This is a genomic window from Sinorhizobium sp. Y406, assembly GCF_058732025.1.
This window is the reverse complement of the sequence record NZ_CM178975.1, coordinates 1,421,926-1,438,163: the sequence shown is the minus strand read 5'-3', so window position 1 is coordinate 1,438,163 and position 16,238 is coordinate 1,421,926. Positions and strand designations below refer to the sequence as shown.

Below are 16,238 nucleotides of genomic sequence, written 5' to 3'. Positions count from 1 at the left end.
CCGATCCTGGACGAAGCATCATCGACGCCGAAGCCATCCCACCCGACCTCCGGCGTTCTGCTGTTTCGAGGATATGAACCACTTCCAGGAATTGCGGGTCCTCGAAGTGGGTCCGCCGACCACATAGCGCATCGGCCCGAAAATCGTACCCGATTTCCGCAAAGCCCGATGCGCAAAGTTTCCCGGAGCAGCCGTTCGCCCTGGATGCGACGATCGCCAGGATGAAGCCCCCCTCGATTGTTCTCACTTCAATTATGCAGGTATTTGCCTGCATCTGTTGACATGCAGGCAAATACCTGCATACATGACTGTCATCGCATACGGAGATATCAATGGATGACGACAAGGTGTTCAAGGCTCTGGCCGATCCCGGCCGCAGGATGCTGCTGGACCGTCTTTGCGCCCAGAATGGCCAGACGCTCGGGCAGCTCTGCGAGGCCATGGACATGAAACGCCAATCCGTGACCCAGCATCTCGGCCTCCTGGAACAGGCCAATCTAATCAGCACGGTGCGCCGCGGGCGCGAGAAGCTGCACTTCATCAACCCAGTCCCGCTCTACGAGGTCTACGAGCGCTGGATCCGGAAGTTCGAGGAAGGACGCCTGAGCCTTCTCCACGACCTCAAACAGGAACTTGAGAGGAAGAAGACATGACCGACAAATCAGCCAGTTTCGTTTACGTCACTTTTATCCGCACGACACCCGAAAAGGTGTTCGAAGCGATCACGCGGCCGGAAATCGCTCGCCGCTACTGGGGCCATGAGAATGTCTCGGAGGACTGGCGGCCCGGCTCCGCATGGCAGCATATCCGCACAGATGAGGCGCGAACCGTCGACCTGGTGGGCGAGGTCATCGAAAGCGACCCGCCGAAGCGGCTCGTCATCAGCTGGGCGAATGAGAGCCAAAAGGACGATCCCGACCAATACAGTCGTGTCACCTTCGACATCGAGCCGCAGGGTGAGATCGTCAAGCTGACCGTCATGCATGACGACCTGCAGCCCGGCAGCAGCATGCTGAACGGGATCAGCAAAGGCTGGCCGTACGTGCTGTCCAGCATGAAGTCCTTCCTTGAAACCGGTCGGGGCATGGACCTCTGACCGCACGCCGGCACATCAGGAAAACGGGAGTGACCCGATGAACAGGAAGACCTACACAGGAGGCTGCGCGTGCGGCGCCATCCGTTATGAAACGAGCAGTGAACCCATCTTCGAGAACCACTGCCAATGCAGAGATTGCCAGAAACGAAGCGGCACCGGCCACGGATCTTATTTGACCTTTCCGCAGAAGGCCGACGTAAGAATGACTGGTGAAGCGTCACGGTGGAGCGTGGCCGCGGATAGTGGGAACCACAAGACCCACGCCTTCTGCCCCACCTGCGGAACACCGGTCTATCTGACATTTGCGGCCATGCCGGAACTGATCGCCGTCCACGCGACCAGCCTCGACGATCCGAGCCAATTCAACCCGCAAGCGCTTACATACAGCATCCGCGGCCAGGCATGGGACCCGATCGATCCCTCTTTGCAGAAATTCGAGCGGATGGTGCCCGACTGAATTCCGCAAGACTCATGCAAACGATCGAGATCACGGCGATCCACTTATTCGACGCCGATTGCCGTCCAAACGATCCCGACCACCGCTTTCACCCGACTCTGACCATTTATGAGAGGGGCAGAATGCTGGAACCTTTCTGCAAGGAAGCGAGGTCCGTTCCGTTCGATTGAGCGGCTCGATTGCCTTGGCCCTAAAACCGCACGACGAGCCCCAGGACCGGCCCCTGCTGAACGACGTCGAAGACGAAGCCGTCATCGCTGTAGTCGACCCCCAGGGCGCGGTAGCCGGCGACGGCCGAGATGGTGTCGCTGAAGCGGTAGCCAATCGCCGCGGCGACGTCCCAATCGAGATCGGCGCCGCCCGCCCCGATGAGGCCCCAGCCGGTCAGGTAGATTTCCGGCGTGAACGAATAGGTGCCGCGGAAACCGGCCACGCCGTCCACCCAGGTCGCATCATCGCTTCGGGAGACCCCGTCGAGAACGCCGCCACTGAAGGAAAGCTCCGTCTTGGCGTGCCAGACGCGCAGGCCGCCGACGATATCCAGCCGCGTTGAACTGTCTTCAAAGACCGAATAACCGGCCCCAAGCAGTCCGCCGAATGTCTCGGAAGAGAGTTCGACGTCGGTGGCGAGGATGCCCCGGGGCGTGCCGGCCTGCCCCGAAATCTTCGTATACATCACGTCGCCAAAGATGCTGTAGGGGCCGTTGCGGGCTTCCCCGATCGCCATCGCCCCGAAATCCAGGTGTTCGAAGATATCGCTGAAGCTCGCGTCGACATTGGCCTCCGGCAGCCCGAACGCCGCTACGTCTCCCGAGAGCCCCGCCGCCCAGAAATAGGGCGCAAAGGAGAAGGTCCAACCGCTCTCGGTCGTGGCCTCCTGAACCGCCGGCGTCAGCGGAGAATAGATGTCCGCGGCCATCGCGCCGCCGAAAGCGAGCAAGTTTCCTACGGCCGCCAATGCTGGAAAAAGGCAAGACTTCATCGTTTCCCCCGGTAACAATAGCTTCCGTGATCGATCGATTCACCCCGGCGCGGATGATGACGGAGCGCGGTCGTTCGACCAAGCACTTTCTGGCACTCTTCGCTGGATTTTCATCACCGGCTGCAACTTCCAGTCCTCGCCTGGCTTCGATTGCTGCAGTCGGGAACCGTCGTATCTTGTGTCGACTGGCCGGAAGGCCCGGTCAGGGCCTCGATATAGCGGGCGTAGTTTTCCCGGGTGTTCTGGTCCACCACGGCAATCGGAGCGGCAACGGCCAAGGCGGTTGCCGTACCGACCGTGTGCGCGGCTCCGGCCGTCGCCGCAACGATGTGATCGCCCAGCCCCAACCGGCTGTCGGTCAATGCCTGTCCGGCCGACAGGCGGGTGCCGATCAACTGGACGATTTCCGGCGATTCTGCAAACTTGGTGTGGTGCAGCCTGTCGCCGGATTTGACCTTGGTCATGTCGATGACCGCTATGTTGTTCGCGGACAATTCTTCCTTGTAGGGCGACTGCTCCGGATCGATCGCACCCAACCGGGACACATTGCCCCAGACACGCCTGGAAGCGGCGAGCGCACGATCGTCGCGCGAGACGAAAAGCGTGAAGCGCGGAAGCTGCCTGCCCATATCCGCGATCTGCGAGCGAAAGACGTCCACATCGACGTCGGGCGCCGCCAGCATGACATTCTTGAACTTCGCGGGCAGCCCGCCATTGCGGATGGCCATCTGACGAAGTGATTCCAGAGCCAGCCAGTTGCCCATCGAATGGGCGAGGATCGATACTTCCTTTACCTCCGAATCGCGAGCCAGGTACTGGAACAGTCGCTCCACCGCATTGCGCGTATAGTTGGTGCTTTCGCGATCATAGCCATAGGCGAGCAGGCTGCCGCGCGAGGGCCAGGTCGCCAGCACCGGGGCGCTGTGAGCACCCGAATCGTGAACGATCTGCGCAAAACGGAAGACCGCATCCTCGAAATGATTGTTGAAGCCGTGGATGAAGACGAGGACGCTGCGATCCGGGCTCCTGCGCACGGATGAGCTCAACCATTTTTCGGCCGCCGGCCGGTCGATTTCCTCGGCCTTGAGGGTGGCGAAATCCGTGGCCGGATTGGGCGGAAGCCGACGCGGCCATGCCACTTCGCCTTCCTTGCGCACACTTTCAGGCGGAATCGACACCGTAATGTTCGCGAAGGTCGGGCTGCGCGCACGTTCGCCGCTGAACATCTCGCCGCGCTTCTCCGCCCGGCCGCGTGTGGTCGCAACGAGCATCTCCACCTGGCTGGTCGATGGCGAGGCGGCCACGGGTTCGAGTACGCCGGTCGGACGGCTGGCGCATGCCGCCAGGACCGTCGCAAGCAGGCCGAAGGCGAGGGGCAGGCTCAACCGCTTGGTCGGCAACCACTTCAGGGGCATCGGTAACCCACTACATTGCCGTATGCATCCCGAATTTCCACACATGCGGGACCGTAGTATGTTGCAGCGGCGGCGCCGGCATAGACGGCTCGCCGCGTCGTGCGGCGCGCGACACCGGCATAGCTTATCGGCGTCGCCGGCCTGCCGACCCTCGCCTGCGCTTGCGATACCAGGCCGCCCGCCCGCTCCGGAATGAAGGAGCCGCTCCAGAAGAGGCAGAGGATGCCGCCCAGCATGGCAACCGCAAATATGGCTGTTCGACCCCTGTCCATGGTCATTGCTCCTTCGGTGCTTCCGCAGGCGGTGGCAGTTCGCCGATATCGGTCAAGGCCGTGAACTCGACCGATTTCGCGCCTTCAGGCGGCTTGAAGGCGAAAGCCCCCGCGTCGAGCGACGTCTTCGTGTCCCATGACTTGATCCGCAAGCTGTATTGCGGGGCAGCCGCAAGGGTCTTGCTGGTGATGACGTATTTTCGCGGAATGGGCGCGGCTCCGGGTTCCACCCAGAGCTGCCAGTCGGTTTCCCGGTTGCGGAAGGCCAGGTGCTCGCACTCGACGCCATCCACGACGCCGCGGCCGATATACTTGGCCTCTATGACACCGGCGACCAGTTCCTCGTAGAGGTCGGACAGAAGCAGGTCCGCGCCGGGCATCTCGATGTGGTGCTCGGCTCTCAGCCGGTCGATCATCTGGTCGAGCGAGCCCGGCATCTCCACCTGCGCGAAGGCGTTGCTGTCCTCTCCGTAGACGGTCGCGGTCTTTCCGTCGAAAAAGAGTTCGACATGCGCGTAGCCCCCGCTCCGCGTTGCCTGCAACTTGTCGGGCCGGGCGAGCTTGAGATCGCCCGAGGACGCGAACTGCAGCTTTTCCAGATGCGGCGTGATCACCTCGATGTCCACGTCATAGGTCAACTGGATCTGCTGCTGCGCCGTGACGTAGTCGGCCATCGCCTTCAGGATTCTCTTCGCCTCTTCGTCTTGAGCGAGAACCGGCGACGACACCGACAGGGCAAGCGGGAATGCCAATGACGCGACCCATCGCCTCATCCGCCGGACCTTGCATGGTGTGTCATGCGACGGAAGACTGTTCATGCACGCCTCCCTTTCCTCTGGGACTGCCCTCGCAGGCTATTCTTTCTTCTATTATGGCGGCGCGCTGGACGCATGTAACATCGCGTAACGTCTATCGACTTGCGCATCCGCCGGCGGCGGAAGGCTGCGGATTTACGGGACCGCCAGACCCGCCTTCGCCAAGCCTTCGAGGAAATGGCTCTGGTCGTCCGGCCGGTGGATGCGCAGCGCCACCTCCTGGCGAATGTTCTGGAGAATGCCCGGTGCGTTCTTCTCGATCCATTCTCTTTCCCTGGCCGCTTCCTCCGACTTCACAAGTTGCCCGAGGATGGCGGCAGCGATGAAATGGTAAAGCGGATTGGCCTGCACATCGGCTGCCCTGATCCATTGCTCGGCGGCGGCATAGTCCTGTTGCATGTAGGCGCAAAGCGCGAGCGATGCCTCGAAATAGCCGAGAGGCCCGGGGTTCCTGCTGACCGCTTCCGCGACGAGGTGACACCCGCGCGCCCACTCGCCCGACAGCGCTAGCCGAAGCCCATATTCCCCGCTCAGTTCCGGGTCGTTCGGATTCATGGCCAGTGCGCGCTCGCCGATCTTCAGTGCCGTATCGACGTCGCCGCGCAGGAAAAAAGCAAGCATTTCCGCCTGAAGGCCGCGAACGTTCTGCGGATCGAGTTCGACGGCGCGCCTTGCAGCCGCGATGGCGAGATCGACCGGCGGCGAAGCGGGAGCATCGAGGCGGTAGCGGAACCGGAGCTGATCGATGTAGGTCAGCGAAAGCAGCGCCCAGGCGGTGGCATAGCCCGGGAATTTCTCTACCGCCCGCTTGAGGCAGCCCTGAACCGAGGCATGGGTCTGCGGATTAAGGCTGGCGCGATAGCCATAATAGGCCAGAGTGCATCGATAGGCTTCCCAATCTTTCGGCGGCATGTTTGCCGCCGACGAGGCATCCGCCCTGAATATGGCGCCGTAGGGCTGCGCCAGTGCCGTGGCCACGGAGCGCGCTATCTTGGTTTCGAGCTCGATAAGACTACGGACCTTCAGGCTCTCATTGTAGCTTTCGGCCCACAGGACCGATCCGTCGGCGCGGTTGACGAGGCGGCTAGTCAGCCGCAGCCGATAACCGTCGAACCGCACGCCGCCTGAAAGCGCATAGCGTGCATTCTGCACTACGGCGCCTGCCGGCGTCTCGCTCGACGCATCAGGCGGGTCGCCCGCGACCACGACGATTTCCTTGAACTTCGAGATCTGTTCGATGACCTTGTCGGTCAAGCCCCTCGCCACCGAGCTGTCACTTCCGGACAGGTCCTCGAAAGGCAGGACGATCAGACGTGGCACGTCCGGCACGGTCTGCGCCAGGGTCGAGGACGCGTTGGGCACGTGATCCGTTCGCGAGATGCCGAAGAGAAGAATGGATCCGAGAAGAAGAAATCCGGCGGCGGCGACAAGGATCGGCCGCCAGCGCGTCGCCGGGCGCTCGCCAGTCTCGCTGCGCTCTTCCGCAGTATGCTCTGCATTTCCGTCCAGCTCCGCGCCGCCATCGTTCCGGCTGAAGACTGGAACGTATCCGCCTTTGGGTATGTCGATCGTGATCAGATCGCATTGTCCCGCAACGAGGTAATAGCGCTCGAGCGCCCGTCTTATTCGCCCTGCTTCAATCCGAACGACGGGATCGGTCTGTGCGTCGAACGAGGAGTCGCGGCCGAAAACCGCCACCGCAATCGAGTAGGCCTTGATCCGATCCCCTCGGCCCGCGATGGCCTCCTCGACGACATAGGAGAGAAACCTCCGCGCCCGTTCCGGCACGTCAAATTCCAGGCTCGACAGGATTCGCTGCAATTGTAGGCGGATCTCCGGCTCCGGCGGCATCGGCTTTGCCGCCTGATCCACTCGGACAGAACGGGTCTGGACCATGCCTCGCCCCCTTCACAGGCCGCCGCAGGCGCATTGCCTACCGCATACGCCTGTTTGCCCACGTAAGTTACATCCCTGCATTGACTTAGCGCAATATACTCTCCCTGACAGAGTTTTCAGCATTGCGAAGGCTACTCGAACATGGGTGCGCGGTCGGACGGCACTGTAGGGAAAAGGGGACTGCAAGCGGCCACTTGCCGCTTTCCGACGCGAGGTGCCCAGATCGAAGCGTTGCTTGCGCGGGACGAGAATTTCCGTTGCATCTGCGACGATCTTGCAGCCGCCGAAGAGGCGCTCGCTGCGGTCGAGCACTTGCCGGAAAGCCTTCGTGCGGTGCGGCGCCTGGAATACGACGAGATCGTCACGGATCTTGCCGGGGAGATCGCCGAGGCGCTGGAGCGGGCAAATGTCGTCACGATGCCGCGATTGCCGAAGCATTGAAGCAGGTTCGCGTGTCGCTCTCCCGCGCTTCATCTGCTCAGGATTTGATCGCCGCAGTTTATCGGAGCGTCGGACGCTCCGAAACCTGCTTCAGGGCGGGTGCTCAAAGGCATTCACGACCGCCATGTCAGTTTTTTCGTATCGCGTTTCGGGCAATTCCGCCTGACCGGGAGATACTCAAGCGGGATGACTCGCCATGAGGTTACTGAAGGAACCCCTCGTCCACTTCGCCATCGCCGGCGCCGCCCTGTTTGTCGCCCATGCCTGGCTCAACAGCAACGCCGGGACAGGCGACCGGCCGGAAATCCGGCTCGACGACGGGCACCTGCGCTGGATCACTGAGACATGGACCGGCCAATGGGGGCGCGCGCCCTCCGAGGAGGAACTGCGCGGTCTCATCGCGGAGCTGGTCAAGGAAGAACTGCTTGCCAACGAGGCCCGCGCCTTGGGACTCGACCAGGACGATACGATCATCCGGCGCAGGCTGGCACAAAAGGTGGCATTCCTGATCGAGGATACCGCGCGCCTCGCCGAGCCGACCGAAGGCGACCTTCACCAGTTCTATGATGCGCATCCGGACCGGTTCCGCCAGGAGGCACGGGTGTCTTTCGTCCACGTCTTTTTCAGCGGTTCGAAGCGCCAGGATGCGGCGGCCGACGCGCGACGCGTGCTTGCCGCATCCGACGGCCTTGGGGAGACGGCGATCATCGAACAAGGGGACCAGTGGCTGGCTGAGGCACGACTGGAGGATGACACGCAAAGCGACATCGCCGCACAGTTCGGACCTGAATTTTCACAGGAGGTCGTTGCACTCAAGGCGGGAGAATGGAGCGGCCCGATCGAGTCCGCCTTCGGACAGCATCTCGTCCACGTATCCGAGATTGCCCCTCCCGCGATCAGGCCCTTCGCCGAGGTCAAGAGCGAAGTGCTCGCGCAATGGCAGGACGAAGAGCGGCGCCGGCACCAGGAACGTTACTTCGCGGAATTGTTAGAGAAATACGAAATCGTGGCGGAGCCAAGCGTCGAGCCCTTCATCGGCCATCTGGCGCAGGAGGGTATCCGATGATGTGGCGCGCCATCGTCCGCTTGGCAGCGCTGACGGCCTGCCTTTTGCCGCTGCTGGTCGCCGCGGCTGCATTGGCGCACGAGGTGCGGCCCGCCTATCTCGAACTGCGTGAGCAGGAGCCGGGTATGTTCTCCGTCTTGTGGAAGGTGCCGATGCGCGGCGATATGAGGCTCGCGCTGAAGCCCGAATTCTCCGGAGAGACCCATCCGTCGCTGCCGGCCGTCCGCATCCTTCCGGGTGCGGCGATCGAAACCTGGTCCCTGCAAGCCCCGGCTTTGCGCGGTCAGACCCTGACAATCGCCGGGCTTGCGGCAACGATGACCGATGTGCTCGCGCACATCGAATATGCTGACGGCAGCACCTGGACGCAACGCCTGACGCCGAACGAGCCCTCGGCGACGATACCGGCCCGGGACACCGTCCTCCACGTTGCCGGCATCTACCTGCTGCTCGGGATCGAGCACATCCTCTTCGGCATCGATCACCTGCTCTTCGTCTTCACGCTTCTGATGCTGACGCGGGGTATCGGGCTGCTGGTGAAGACGATTACGGCCTTCACCCTCGCCCATTCCATCACGCTCGCGCTGGCCACCCTCGGGCTCGTGAACGTGCCGCTCGCCCCGGTCGAGGCGGTGATTGCACTTTCCATCGTCTTCGTCGCTGTCGAGATCGTCCATCGGGACCAGGGGCGCGAGGGCATGGCGGCGCGGGCGCCATGGCTCGTGGCCTTCGGCTTCGGCCTGCTGCACGGCTTCGGTTTTGCGGGTGCGCTGAGCGAGGCCGGCCTGCCTGCAGGACACGTCCCTCCGGCGCTGCTGTTCTTCAATGGCGGCGTGGAAATCGGACAGCTTCTCTTCGTGGCAGCGGCACTGGCGCTCGCGGCTGCGGTCCGCCGTATTCCCCTGCCGCTCCCGACGTGGGGGTACCGTGTTCCGGCCTATGCGATCGGCTCCGTTGCCATGTTCTGGACCGTGCAGCGACTGGCGATGTTCTAGAGGAAGCGACCATGCACAGAAAGGCTTGCATTTCCCGGCTGCTCCTACCGCTATCGCTTCTGGCCGCAATTCTGTCGCCATCGGCAAGCTCTGCGTGCGGCTATCACGACGACGTCATGATGGCTCGTGGGCTCCTGAATTGGATCTATCCAGACGCGCTGCATGTGCTCGGCTCCATCTCAGCGGCTGTCGCCGAGCGGCGGCTACCGCCTCCTGAACCCACGGGCGCGGGCCCGGACCTGTTCGGCGCGAATTATCGCAAGACTGTGCGATCCCTTGAGCACTTTGGCCGAAAATTGCCTTCCGTCTCCGGCGAGACGCCGCTCCCGTCCGTCTCTCTCGTTCTCATCGAGCCCATGCTGTGGACGCGCTTCGAGATGGATACGAGCGGGCTGCACATGCGCGTGCACGTGACGGGGCCCGAACCGGAGGATGTCGTTCTCGTCTCCGGCGAGGCGGTCATCGGTGAGATTGCGAGCGGACGCCTGACTTTCGGCAAAGCCCGCGAACTCGGCCTCGTCCGCCTCTATGGGCCGGCTGCAAAACGGGCGCTGTTCCTGCTTGCCTGTGCCCCGACTGAGGCTCGCCAATCAAAACCGATGACACCCGCGGCGCCAGTGACGGAGGCCGCAATCCCGGACATCCCGTCGCAGCGCAAGACCGACATCGGCCGCGACCGTTGAATCAATCAATCTTCAGGAGGAAATCATGGCAAAGACCTTCTTCTACGGCACGGCGCTGGCCAGTCTCGTGCTATCGGGGCTGGGGCTGCCGGCATCGGCACAGGACGCCGGCACGCTCAGCAAGGAAGACGCCGAGCGCGTACACCAGCGACCCCCGGCCTATTCGCCCTATGTCGGCCGCGACTTCCCGGCCCGCCCGTACTTCGGCGACACGCATCTGCACACGTCCTTTTCCATGGACGCCGGCGCCTTTGGCGCCCGTCTTGGACCGATGGACGCATATCGATTTGCCAAGGGCGAAGAGGTCGTCTCCTCCACCGGACAGCCAGTGAGACTCTCCCGACCGCTCGATTTTCTCGTCGTGGCCGATCACTCGGACAATATGGGCTTCTTCCCGGATCTCTTCGCGGGCAAACCGAATCTCGTCTCCGATCCCACCGGCCGCAAGTGGTATGACATGATCCGGTCCGGCAAAGGAGCGGACGCTGCGACGGAAATCATCATCGCCTTTTCGCACGGGACATTCCCCAAGGATCTGATGTACTTCCCGGGAACCACCGCCTACCGCAGTGCCTGGAAGGAGACGATCGCCGCCGCCGAACAACATAACGAACCGGGCCGGTTCACGGCCTTCATCGGCTACGAGTGGACGTCGAACACGGGCGGCAACAATTTGCACCGCAATGTGATCTTTCGCGACAATGGCGACAAGGCAAGCCAGGTCGAGCCCTTCACCGTCTATCCGCCTTACGGCAGCGACAACCCCGCCGATCTCTGGAAATGGATGGAGGCCTACGAAGAGAAGACGGGCGGCAGCGTGCTCGCGATCGCGCACAACGGCAATTTGAGCAACGGTTTGATGTTTCCGGTCGTGGAAGCCTTCGGCAAGAAACTCGACCGCGTATACGTCGAGACGCGGGCAAGGTGGGAGCGCCTCTACGAGGCAACCCAGACCAAGGGCGACAGCGAAGCACACCCCTATCTCTCACCCAATGACGAGTTCGCCAATTTCGAACGCTGGGACAAGGGCAATCTCGACGGAAGCGTCGCCAAGAAAAGAGACATGCTGGAATTCGAATATGCGCGCTCGGCTTACAAGAACGGTCTGAAGCTCGAAAAGGAGCTCGGGACGAACCCGTACAAGTTCGGCCTGGTCGGCAGCAGCGATGCCCATACCGGGCTCTCCGCAATGGAGGAGGAGAACTTCTTCGGCAAGACGACACCCCAGGAGCCCAGCCCCCACCGCATGACCGCCACCTTCATCAACAACGCCGAGACGGGCGTGAAGATCATGGACTGGGAGGTGTCGTCGTCCGGCTACGCCGCCGTCTGGGCCAGGGAGAACACGCGCGCCTCGCTCTGGGACGCCATGCAACGTAAGGAAACCTACGCGACGACCGGTCCGCGCATGATCGTGCGCTTCTTCGGCGGCTGGGATTTCGCGCCGGCTGACGCGGAAACACGCGCTCCGGCCATCGTCGGCTACGCCAAGGGCGTCCCGATGGGCGCTGACCTCGGCAAGGCCCCGCAGGACAAAGCACCGACCTTCCTCGTCGCCGCGCTGAAGGATCCGATCGGCGCCAATCTCGACCGCTACCAGATCATCAAGGGTTGGCTCGACAAGGACGGCAACCTGCAGGAGAAACTCTACGACGTCGCCTGGTCGGGTGAGCGCAAGCCCGGAAATGACGGCAAACTGCCACCCGTCGGCGACACGGTGGACCTGGTCGCGGCCACCTGGTCGAACTCGATCGGCACGCCGGAGCTTATTGCCGTGTGGCAGGACCCCGATTTCGATCCCAGCCAACCGGCCTTCTATTACGGCCGCGTGATCGAAATCCCGACGCCGCGCTGGACCACCTACGACGCCAAGCGCTTCGGCGTCACGCCGGCGCCCGGCACGACGATGACATTGCAGGAGCGCGCCTATACGTCGCCGATCTGGTACACGCCGGCGCCCTGAACGCTTTCGCCCACGCGCGAGCCGGGACGCCGGCCAGAGGCGATGGTGCCCGCATCGATCGCTTCGGTCCGGACGAGAAGTGGAGTATTGTTAGCGAGTGATGCGTCGGCAACACGACGTATCGTGGGGGGCCTCGATATGCCAGAATCCTTGCATCCGGCCGCAGTTGCCCACGTGCCGGCGTTTATCACGGCTCCGGGGGAGACGGACGTTCTGATGAACGTGATGATCGTCTTCGTGCTGCTCCTCGTCCTGCTCGTCGGCGTTCTCTATCTGCGCCTGCACGCCCTGCCGGAGCATATGGCGCACGGCGCCAGCAAGGTTCAGCTGCAGCTGGTGGCGGTGCTGTCGCTGATCGCGCTCTTCACCCACAATCATCTCTTCTGGATCGCGGCCCTGCTGCTGGCGCTGATCGAGTTCCCGGACTTTTCCACGCCGGTGAGTTCGATGGCCGACTCGCTGCGCAAGATTGCCGATCGGGAAGAGCGGCCGCTCCCCGAACCGGCGCCGGACGACATTCATGACGATATTCATGTGGTCGCGGCGAAGCCGCAGCCGGTCGAGACCGGAGCGCCACGGGCACCGCTCGCGCCGGAGGTGCCGGCCGGCGAAACCCGGTCGGAGCGGAGGGGCTGAGCCATGCTGGAATTCATGATCTGCTCGCTGCTGACGATCTTTCCGGACTTCCTCTTCCGCCGCTACGTCCAGGGCAAGCGGATCGGCCGGGAGATCAATCTCTATTCCATGTGGTTCGAGCTCCGCTGGGGCATCACCGCCTGCGTTATTCTCACGCTGTCGCTGATCACGCTGATCTTCTATTTCCACCCCTCGACGAAGACCGTCACGGCGGCGTTCCGCACCGTCACCATCCTGCCCGAGGCTACCGGGCGGGTGGCCGAGGTGTTCGTCGGCATGAACGACAAGGTCGCGGCAGGCGATCCGCTGTTCCGGCTGGACGACACCGAACAGCGGGCAGCGCTCGAGACCGCCCGCCGCCGCGTCGCCGAGATCGACGCCGAAACGGCGGTTGCCGAGACCGAACTGGCGGCCGCCGACGGGCTGATCGCGCAGGCCGAGGGCGCCTACCGGCAGGCCGTTGACGAGCTCGAGACGCAGGTCGAACTCAACCGCCTCAATCCGAACGTGGTGGCCAGGCGCGAGATCGAGCGGCGCCAGGTGGCGGCCGACGGCCGCAAGGGTGCCCGCGACGCCGCCGTCTCCAACAAGCAGACGCTCGAGACGAAGATCGCCTCGCTGCTGCCGGCACAGAAGGCGAGCGCCGAGGCCGCGTTGGCCCAGGCGCAGGTCGAGCTCGACAAGACCGTCATCCGCGCCGGCACCCACGGCATGGTCCAGCAGTTTTCGCTCAGGCCCGGCGACATCGTCAACCCGATGATCCGCTCGGCCGGCATCCTCGTGCCGGACGATCGCCGCATCGGCCTCGTCGCCGGCTTCGGCCAGATCGAGGCGCAGGTCATGAAGCCCGGCATGATCGCCGAGGCGACCTGCGTCGGCAAACCCTTCGCCGTCATCCCGATGGTCGTCACCGAGGTCCAGGAGGTGATCGCCACCGGCCAGGTGCGCCCGACGGATCAGCTCGCCGACGCGCAGCAGTTCGCCCACCCCGGGACCCTGACGACGTTCCTGGAGCCGCTCTACGAGGGGCAATTCACCGGCATTCCGCCCGGCAGCAGCTGCATCGCCAATGCCTATACCAGCAACCATGACGAACTGCAGTCGCCCGGCATCAGCACGGCGCGCTGGCTGTACCTGCACATGATCGATGCCGTGGGATTGGTGCACGCCATGATCCTCAGGCTGCAGGCGCTGCTGCTGCCGGTGCAGACGCTTGTCCTGACCGGACATTGAATGGAGGGCCGCCGGATGTCCTCGGCGATGCCCGGCCCTTACCGTGGGTTTCGACGCCGTCGGGACCTCGCGCAGACAATGGGGGATATCGCATGGGGGCCGTCTTGAGATACGCGTGCAGAGGCTGCGATCACGCTGCACTGCTTCTGGTTCTGCAGCTCTTCCTCGCGCTGGCAACTCCGCTCGCGGCACAGGAGCCAGGCATGGCCGCGCCGCCGGACAAGGTCCAGCAATTGATCGAGCTGCTGGACGATCCGGAAGTGCGGCAATGGCTCGCTGCCCGCCCGCCCGCGTCCCCGGCGGTTGCAGCTGCATCGGCGAGCGATGCGTCCCGCTGGATCGCTGCGATCAAGAGTCACCTCACCGGACTGCGCAATGCGGTGCCTCGGTTGGGCCCCGAGTGGCAGGCGGCAAAAGGCCGCGTCGCGACGGACGTTCAGGGCCACGGGCAGATGCCCATCCTCAGGGGTTTCGCTCTCATGCTCCTCGTCGGCTACGGCGCCGAGTTCCTGCTGCGCTATATCTTGCGGCGTGGTGCACGTCGCCACCCCAGAGAACGTGGCCTTGCCGTGTTCGACCGCATCGCGCCGCTCCTTGTCTTTGCGATTGCAGTCGTCGCCGCCTTCGTGCTTGCCGACTGGCCGAGGCAGCTGGAGGCGGCGGTGGCGCCGCTGCTCATCGCCTGGATCGTCGCTCGTCTGCTGATCGCGGTCGTTTCGACCGCGTTGAAGCCGGCATATGAGGATGGAGCAGGGCCTCAGGAAGGAGGGGTCTCGATTGCGCCGGAGGCGGCGCGCTTCTGGCATCGGCGCCTGGTGCTGTTTATCGGTGCATTGGCCTTCATGTGGGCCGTGGTCGACATGATGCATGCGCTCGCGGTCCCCAGCGATGTCAGTGATCTCACAGCCGCCGGCTTTGGCCTTATTGTTCTGGTCTTGGCGATCGACACAACAATCAGACGGCCCGCTCCGGCAATAGCGCCCGGGCGGCGGATGTTGCGCAGCGCCTTGCTCATTGCGCTTCTCGTCCTCATGTGGCTCGTCTGGGTCGCGGGCATGAAGGTGCTGTTCTGGCTCGGCGTCTATGTGCTTACCTTGCCGCCGCTGCTGCGCTTCACGAGTGCCGCGACGAGATCGATGCAGGACAGTGATGTGGCAAGCCACATGCAGATCGTGCGCAACGTTCTGGTCGACCGAGGCGCGCGCTTCGTGATCATTGCGCTCGCCGCCGCCTGGCTTGCACTCGTATTCCAGGTCCGTGGCAGCACGATGATGCAGGACGACGCCTTCAACCGCCTGTTCCGCGGTGCTCTCGCCGGCGTCGTCATCCTGCTCGCGGCGGATCTGATCTGGCAACTGACGAAAGCGTTCATCAATCTTCACCTCAAGCGGGCCACCGTCGACGTCGCGGATCCGGCTGAGATCGCCCGCAACATGCGCCTGCACACCTTGCTGCCAATTCTGCGCAACTTTCTCGCGGCCTTCATTGCCGTGGTCGCGGTCATGATGGTGCTCTCCGGGCTCGGCGTCGAGGTCGGCCCGTTGATCGCAGGTGCCGGTGTTTTCGGCGTTGCCATCGGCTTCGGCTCGCAAACGCTGGTGAAGGACATCATCAGCGGCATCTTCTACATGATGGATGACGCCTTCCGGGTGGGCGAATATATCCAGAGCGGCAGCTACATGGGCACGGTTGAATCCTTCAGCATCCGCTCCGTCAAACTGCGCCATCACCGCGGGCCCGTGTTCACCGTGCCCTTCGGATCGCTTGGCGCCGTCCAGAACATGAGCCGCGACTGGGTGATCGACAAGTTCAGGATCAACGTCGCTTACGACACCGATGTCGCCAAGGTGAAGAAGGTGGTGAAGGGAGTCGGGGCCACGCTTCTCGAAGACCCGGAACTGGGACCCCTGATCCTCGAAACCGTCAAGATGAAGGGCGTCGAGCAATTCGGCGACTACGGCATCACCCTTAGCTTCGCCATGAAGACCAAGCCTGGGACACAGACGCAGGTGAGGCGCCGAGCCCAGGCGCTGATCAAGGAGGCCTTCGCCGCCAACGGCCTGCATTTCGCGTCGCCCACCGTTCAAGTGGCCGGCGACGACAAACAGGCGATGGCCGCCGCCGCCGCAAATCGGGATGCGATGGCCAGGAAGAACGCCGCCGCGGCGCAGGAGAGCGGGGAAGCCGCTGCGGAATAGCGGGCGCAGGAGCCCGCGCGCATTGCAAGAAACACGTCGCCGCTGTACCGTTGTGGTTACGGACAGCTGCGCGAAGTGCTCGGTGTTTCA

16 protein-coding genes are annotated in these 16,238 nt (G+C 63.3%); 11 read left to right on the top strand and 5 right to left on the bottom strand.

The features are described 5' to 3' along the window. The first annotated feature begins 332 nt into the window (after positions 1 to 332). Genes AC4P1R_RS23635 through AC4P1R_RS23625 form a run of 3 tightly spaced genes read left to right on the top strand, consistent with a single transcriptional unit; the run spans position 333 to position 1,553 of the window. A complete protein-coding gene (locus AC4P1R_RS23635; protein WP_069457273.1) occupies positions 333 to 653 on the top strand; it encodes an ArsR/SmtB family transcription factor in 321 nt (106 codons plus the stop codon). Next, complete coding sequence (locus tag AC4P1R_RS23630; protein WP_069457274.1) at positions 650 to 1,096, top strand: SRPBCC family protein; 447 nt, start codon at positions 650 to 652, stop codon at positions 1,094 to 1,096. The genes AC4P1R_RS23635 and AC4P1R_RS23630 overlap by 4 nt, the downstream gene beginning before the upstream one ends. 37 nt (positions 1,097 to 1,133) lie before the next feature. Next, positions 1,134 to 1,553, top strand: a complete 420-nt coding sequence (locus AC4P1R_RS23625; RefSeq protein ID WP_151612833.1) for a GFA family protein — start codon at positions 1,134 to 1,136, stop codon at positions 1,551 to 1,553. A gap of 190 nt (positions 1,554 to 1,743) precedes the next feature. On the opposite strand, the gene AC4P1R_RS23620 is transcribed toward AC4P1R_RS23625, so the two are convergent. The 5 genes from AC4P1R_RS23620 to AC4P1R_RS23600 all read right to left on the bottom strand — a co-directional run bounded on the left by AC4P1R_RS23620 (position 1,744) and on the right by AC4P1R_RS23600 (position 6,933). Beyond that, complete coding sequence (locus AC4P1R_RS23620; RefSeq protein WP_492178034.1) at positions 1,744 to 2,535, bottom strand: hypothetical protein; 792 nt, start codon at positions 2,533 to 2,535, stop codon at positions 1,744 to 1,746. Positions 2,536 to 2,648: 113 nt separating this feature from the next. Further along, positions 2,649 to 3,950: an alpha/beta hydrolase gene (locus AC4P1R_RS23615; RefSeq protein WP_492178033.1), complete on the bottom strand. Its 1,302-nt coding sequence runs from the start codon at positions 3,948 to 3,950 to the stop codon at positions 2,649 to 2,651. After that, positions 3,941 to 4,222, bottom strand: a complete 282-nt coding sequence (locus AC4P1R_RS23610) for a hypothetical protein (RefSeq protein WP_151612829.1) — start codon at positions 4,220 to 4,222, stop codon at positions 3,941 to 3,943. Before AC4P1R_RS23610 ends, AC4P1R_RS23615 begins: the two co-directional genes overlap by 10 nt. Before the next feature lie 2 nt (positions 4,223 to 4,224). Then, positions 4,225 to 5,040 carry a DUF2092 domain-containing protein gene (locus AC4P1R_RS23605; protein ID WP_492178032.1) on the bottom strand — a complete coding sequence of 272 codons (816 nt, stop codon included), beginning with the start codon at positions 5,038 to 5,040 and terminating at the stop codon, positions 4,225 to 4,227. A 132-nt stretch (positions 5,041 to 5,172) separates the two neighbouring features. Next, positions 5,173 to 6,933, bottom strand: a complete 1,761-nt coding sequence (locus tag AC4P1R_RS23600) for a hypothetical protein (protein WP_492178031.1) — start codon at positions 6,931 to 6,933, stop codon at positions 5,173 to 5,175. Positions 6,934 to 7,074: 141 nt separating this feature from the next. On the opposite strand from AC4P1R_RS23600, the gene AC4P1R_RS23595 reads away from it, so the two are divergent. From AC4P1R_RS23595 to AC4P1R_RS23560, 8 genes are all read left to right on the top strand, one after another. Further along, positions 7,075 to 7,374 carry a hypothetical protein gene (locus AC4P1R_RS23595; protein ID WP_492178030.1) on the top strand — a complete coding sequence of 100 codons (300 nt, stop codon included), beginning with the start codon at positions 7,075 to 7,077 and terminating at the stop codon, positions 7,372 to 7,374. 196 nt (positions 7,375 to 7,570) lie between these two features. Continuing rightward, the gene (locus AC4P1R_RS23590; RefSeq protein WP_492178029.1) at positions 7,571 to 8,440 is read left to right on the top strand and encodes a peptidyl-prolyl cis-trans isomerase; all 870 of its coding nucleotides are present in this window, start codon (positions 7,571 to 7,573) and stop codon (positions 8,438 to 8,440) included. Beyond that, positions 8,437 to 9,435 (top strand): HupE/UreJ family protein, encoded by a 999-nt coding sequence (locus tag AC4P1R_RS23585; protein ID WP_492178028.1) that lies wholly within the window; start codon positions 8,437 to 8,439, stop codon positions 9,433 to 9,435. The genes AC4P1R_RS23590 and AC4P1R_RS23585 overlap by 4 nt, the downstream gene beginning before the upstream one ends. Before the next feature lie 11 nt (positions 9,436 to 9,446). Next, positions 9,447 to 10,118 (top strand): hypothetical protein, encoded by a 672-nt coding sequence (locus AC4P1R_RS23580; protein WP_192803847.1) that lies wholly within the window; start codon positions 9,447 to 9,449, stop codon positions 10,116 to 10,118. 25 nt (positions 10,119 to 10,143) lie between these two features. Continuing rightward, entirely contained in the window at positions 10,144 to 12,081 is a 1,938-nt protein-coding gene (locus AC4P1R_RS23575; RefSeq protein WP_492178027.1) for a DUF3604 domain-containing protein, read from the top strand. A 138-nt stretch (positions 12,082 to 12,219) separates the two neighbouring features. After that, a complete protein-coding gene (locus AC4P1R_RS23570) occupies positions 12,220 to 12,717 on the top strand; it encodes a hypothetical protein (RefSeq protein WP_492178026.1) in 498 nt (165 codons plus the stop codon). 3 nt (positions 12,718 to 12,720) lie between these two features. Next, positions 12,721 to 13,950, top strand: a complete 1,230-nt coding sequence (locus AC4P1R_RS23565; protein WP_492178025.1) for an HlyD family secretion protein — start codon at positions 12,721 to 12,723, stop codon at positions 13,948 to 13,950. 92 nt (positions 13,951 to 14,042) lie between these two features. Beyond that, positions 14,043 to 16,148: a mechanosensitive ion channel family protein gene (locus tag AC4P1R_RS23560; RefSeq protein ID WP_492178024.1), complete on the top strand. Its 2,106-nt coding sequence runs from the start codon at positions 14,043 to 14,045 to the stop codon at positions 16,146 to 16,148. The last annotated feature ends 90 nt before the right edge of the window (positions 16,149 to 16,238 follow it).

Bases quoted from the DNA above. Each gene is read 5' to 3' on its own strand.
- AC4P1R_RS23625 (WP_151612833.1), top strand. From the start codon at position 1,134: ATGAACAGGAAGACCTACACAGGAGGCTGCGCGTGCGGCGCCATCCGT.
- AC4P1R_RS23565 (WP_492178025.1), top strand. From the start codon at position 12,721: ATGCTGGAATTCATGATCTGCTCGCTGCTGACGATCTTTCCGGACTTC.
- AC4P1R_RS23575 (WP_492178027.1), top strand. From the start codon at position 10,144: ATGGCAAAGACCTTCTTCTACGGCACGGCGCTGGCCAGTCTCGTGCTA.
- AC4P1R_RS23615 (WP_492178033.1), bottom strand. From the start codon at position 3,950: ATGCCCCTGAAGTGGTTGCCGACCAAGCGGTTGAGCCTGCCCCTCGCC.
- AC4P1R_RS23610 (WP_151612829.1), bottom strand. From the start codon at position 4,222: ATGGACAGGGGTCGAACAGCCATATTTGCGGTTGCCATGCTGGGCGGC.
- AC4P1R_RS23585 (WP_492178028.1), top strand. From the start codon at position 8,437: ATGATGTGGCGCGCCATCGTCCGCTTGGCAGCGCTGACGGCCTGCCTT.
- AC4P1R_RS23605 (WP_492178032.1), bottom strand. From the start codon at position 5,040: ATGAACAGTCTTCCGTCGCATGACACACCATGCAAGGTCCGGCGGATG.
- AC4P1R_RS23570 (WP_492178026.1), top strand. From the start codon at position 12,220: ATGCCAGAATCCTTGCATCCGGCCGCAGTTGCCCACGTGCCGGCGTTT.
- AC4P1R_RS23600 (WP_492178031.1), bottom strand. From the start codon at position 6,933: ATGGTCCAGACCCGTTCTGTCCGAGTGGATCAGGCGGCAAAGCCGATG.
- AC4P1R_RS23560 (WP_492178024.1), top strand. From the start codon at position 14,043: ATGGGGGCCGTCTTGAGATACGCGTGCAGAGGCTGCGATCACGCTGCA.
- AC4P1R_RS23635 (WP_069457273.1), top strand. From the start codon at position 333: ATGGATGACGACAAGGTGTTCAAGGCTCTGGCCGATCCCGGCCGCAGG.
- AC4P1R_RS23590 (WP_492178029.1), top strand. From the start codon at position 7,571: ATGAGGTTACTGAAGGAACCCCTCGTCCACTTCGCCATCGCCGGCGCC.
- AC4P1R_RS23620 (WP_492178034.1), bottom strand. From the start codon at position 2,535: ATGAAGTCTTGCCTTTTTCCAGCATTGGCGGCCGTAGGAAACTTGCTC.
- AC4P1R_RS23580 (WP_192803847.1), top strand. From the start codon at position 9,447: ATGCACAGAAAGGCTTGCATTTCCCGGCTGCTCCTACCGCTATCGCTT.
- AC4P1R_RS23595 (WP_492178030.1), top strand. From the start codon at position 7,075: ATGGGTGCGCGGTCGGACGGCACTGTAGGGAAAAGGGGACTGCAAGCG.
- AC4P1R_RS23630 (WP_069457274.1), top strand. From the start codon at position 650: ATGACCGACAAATCAGCCAGTTTCGTTTACGTCACTTTTATCCGCACG.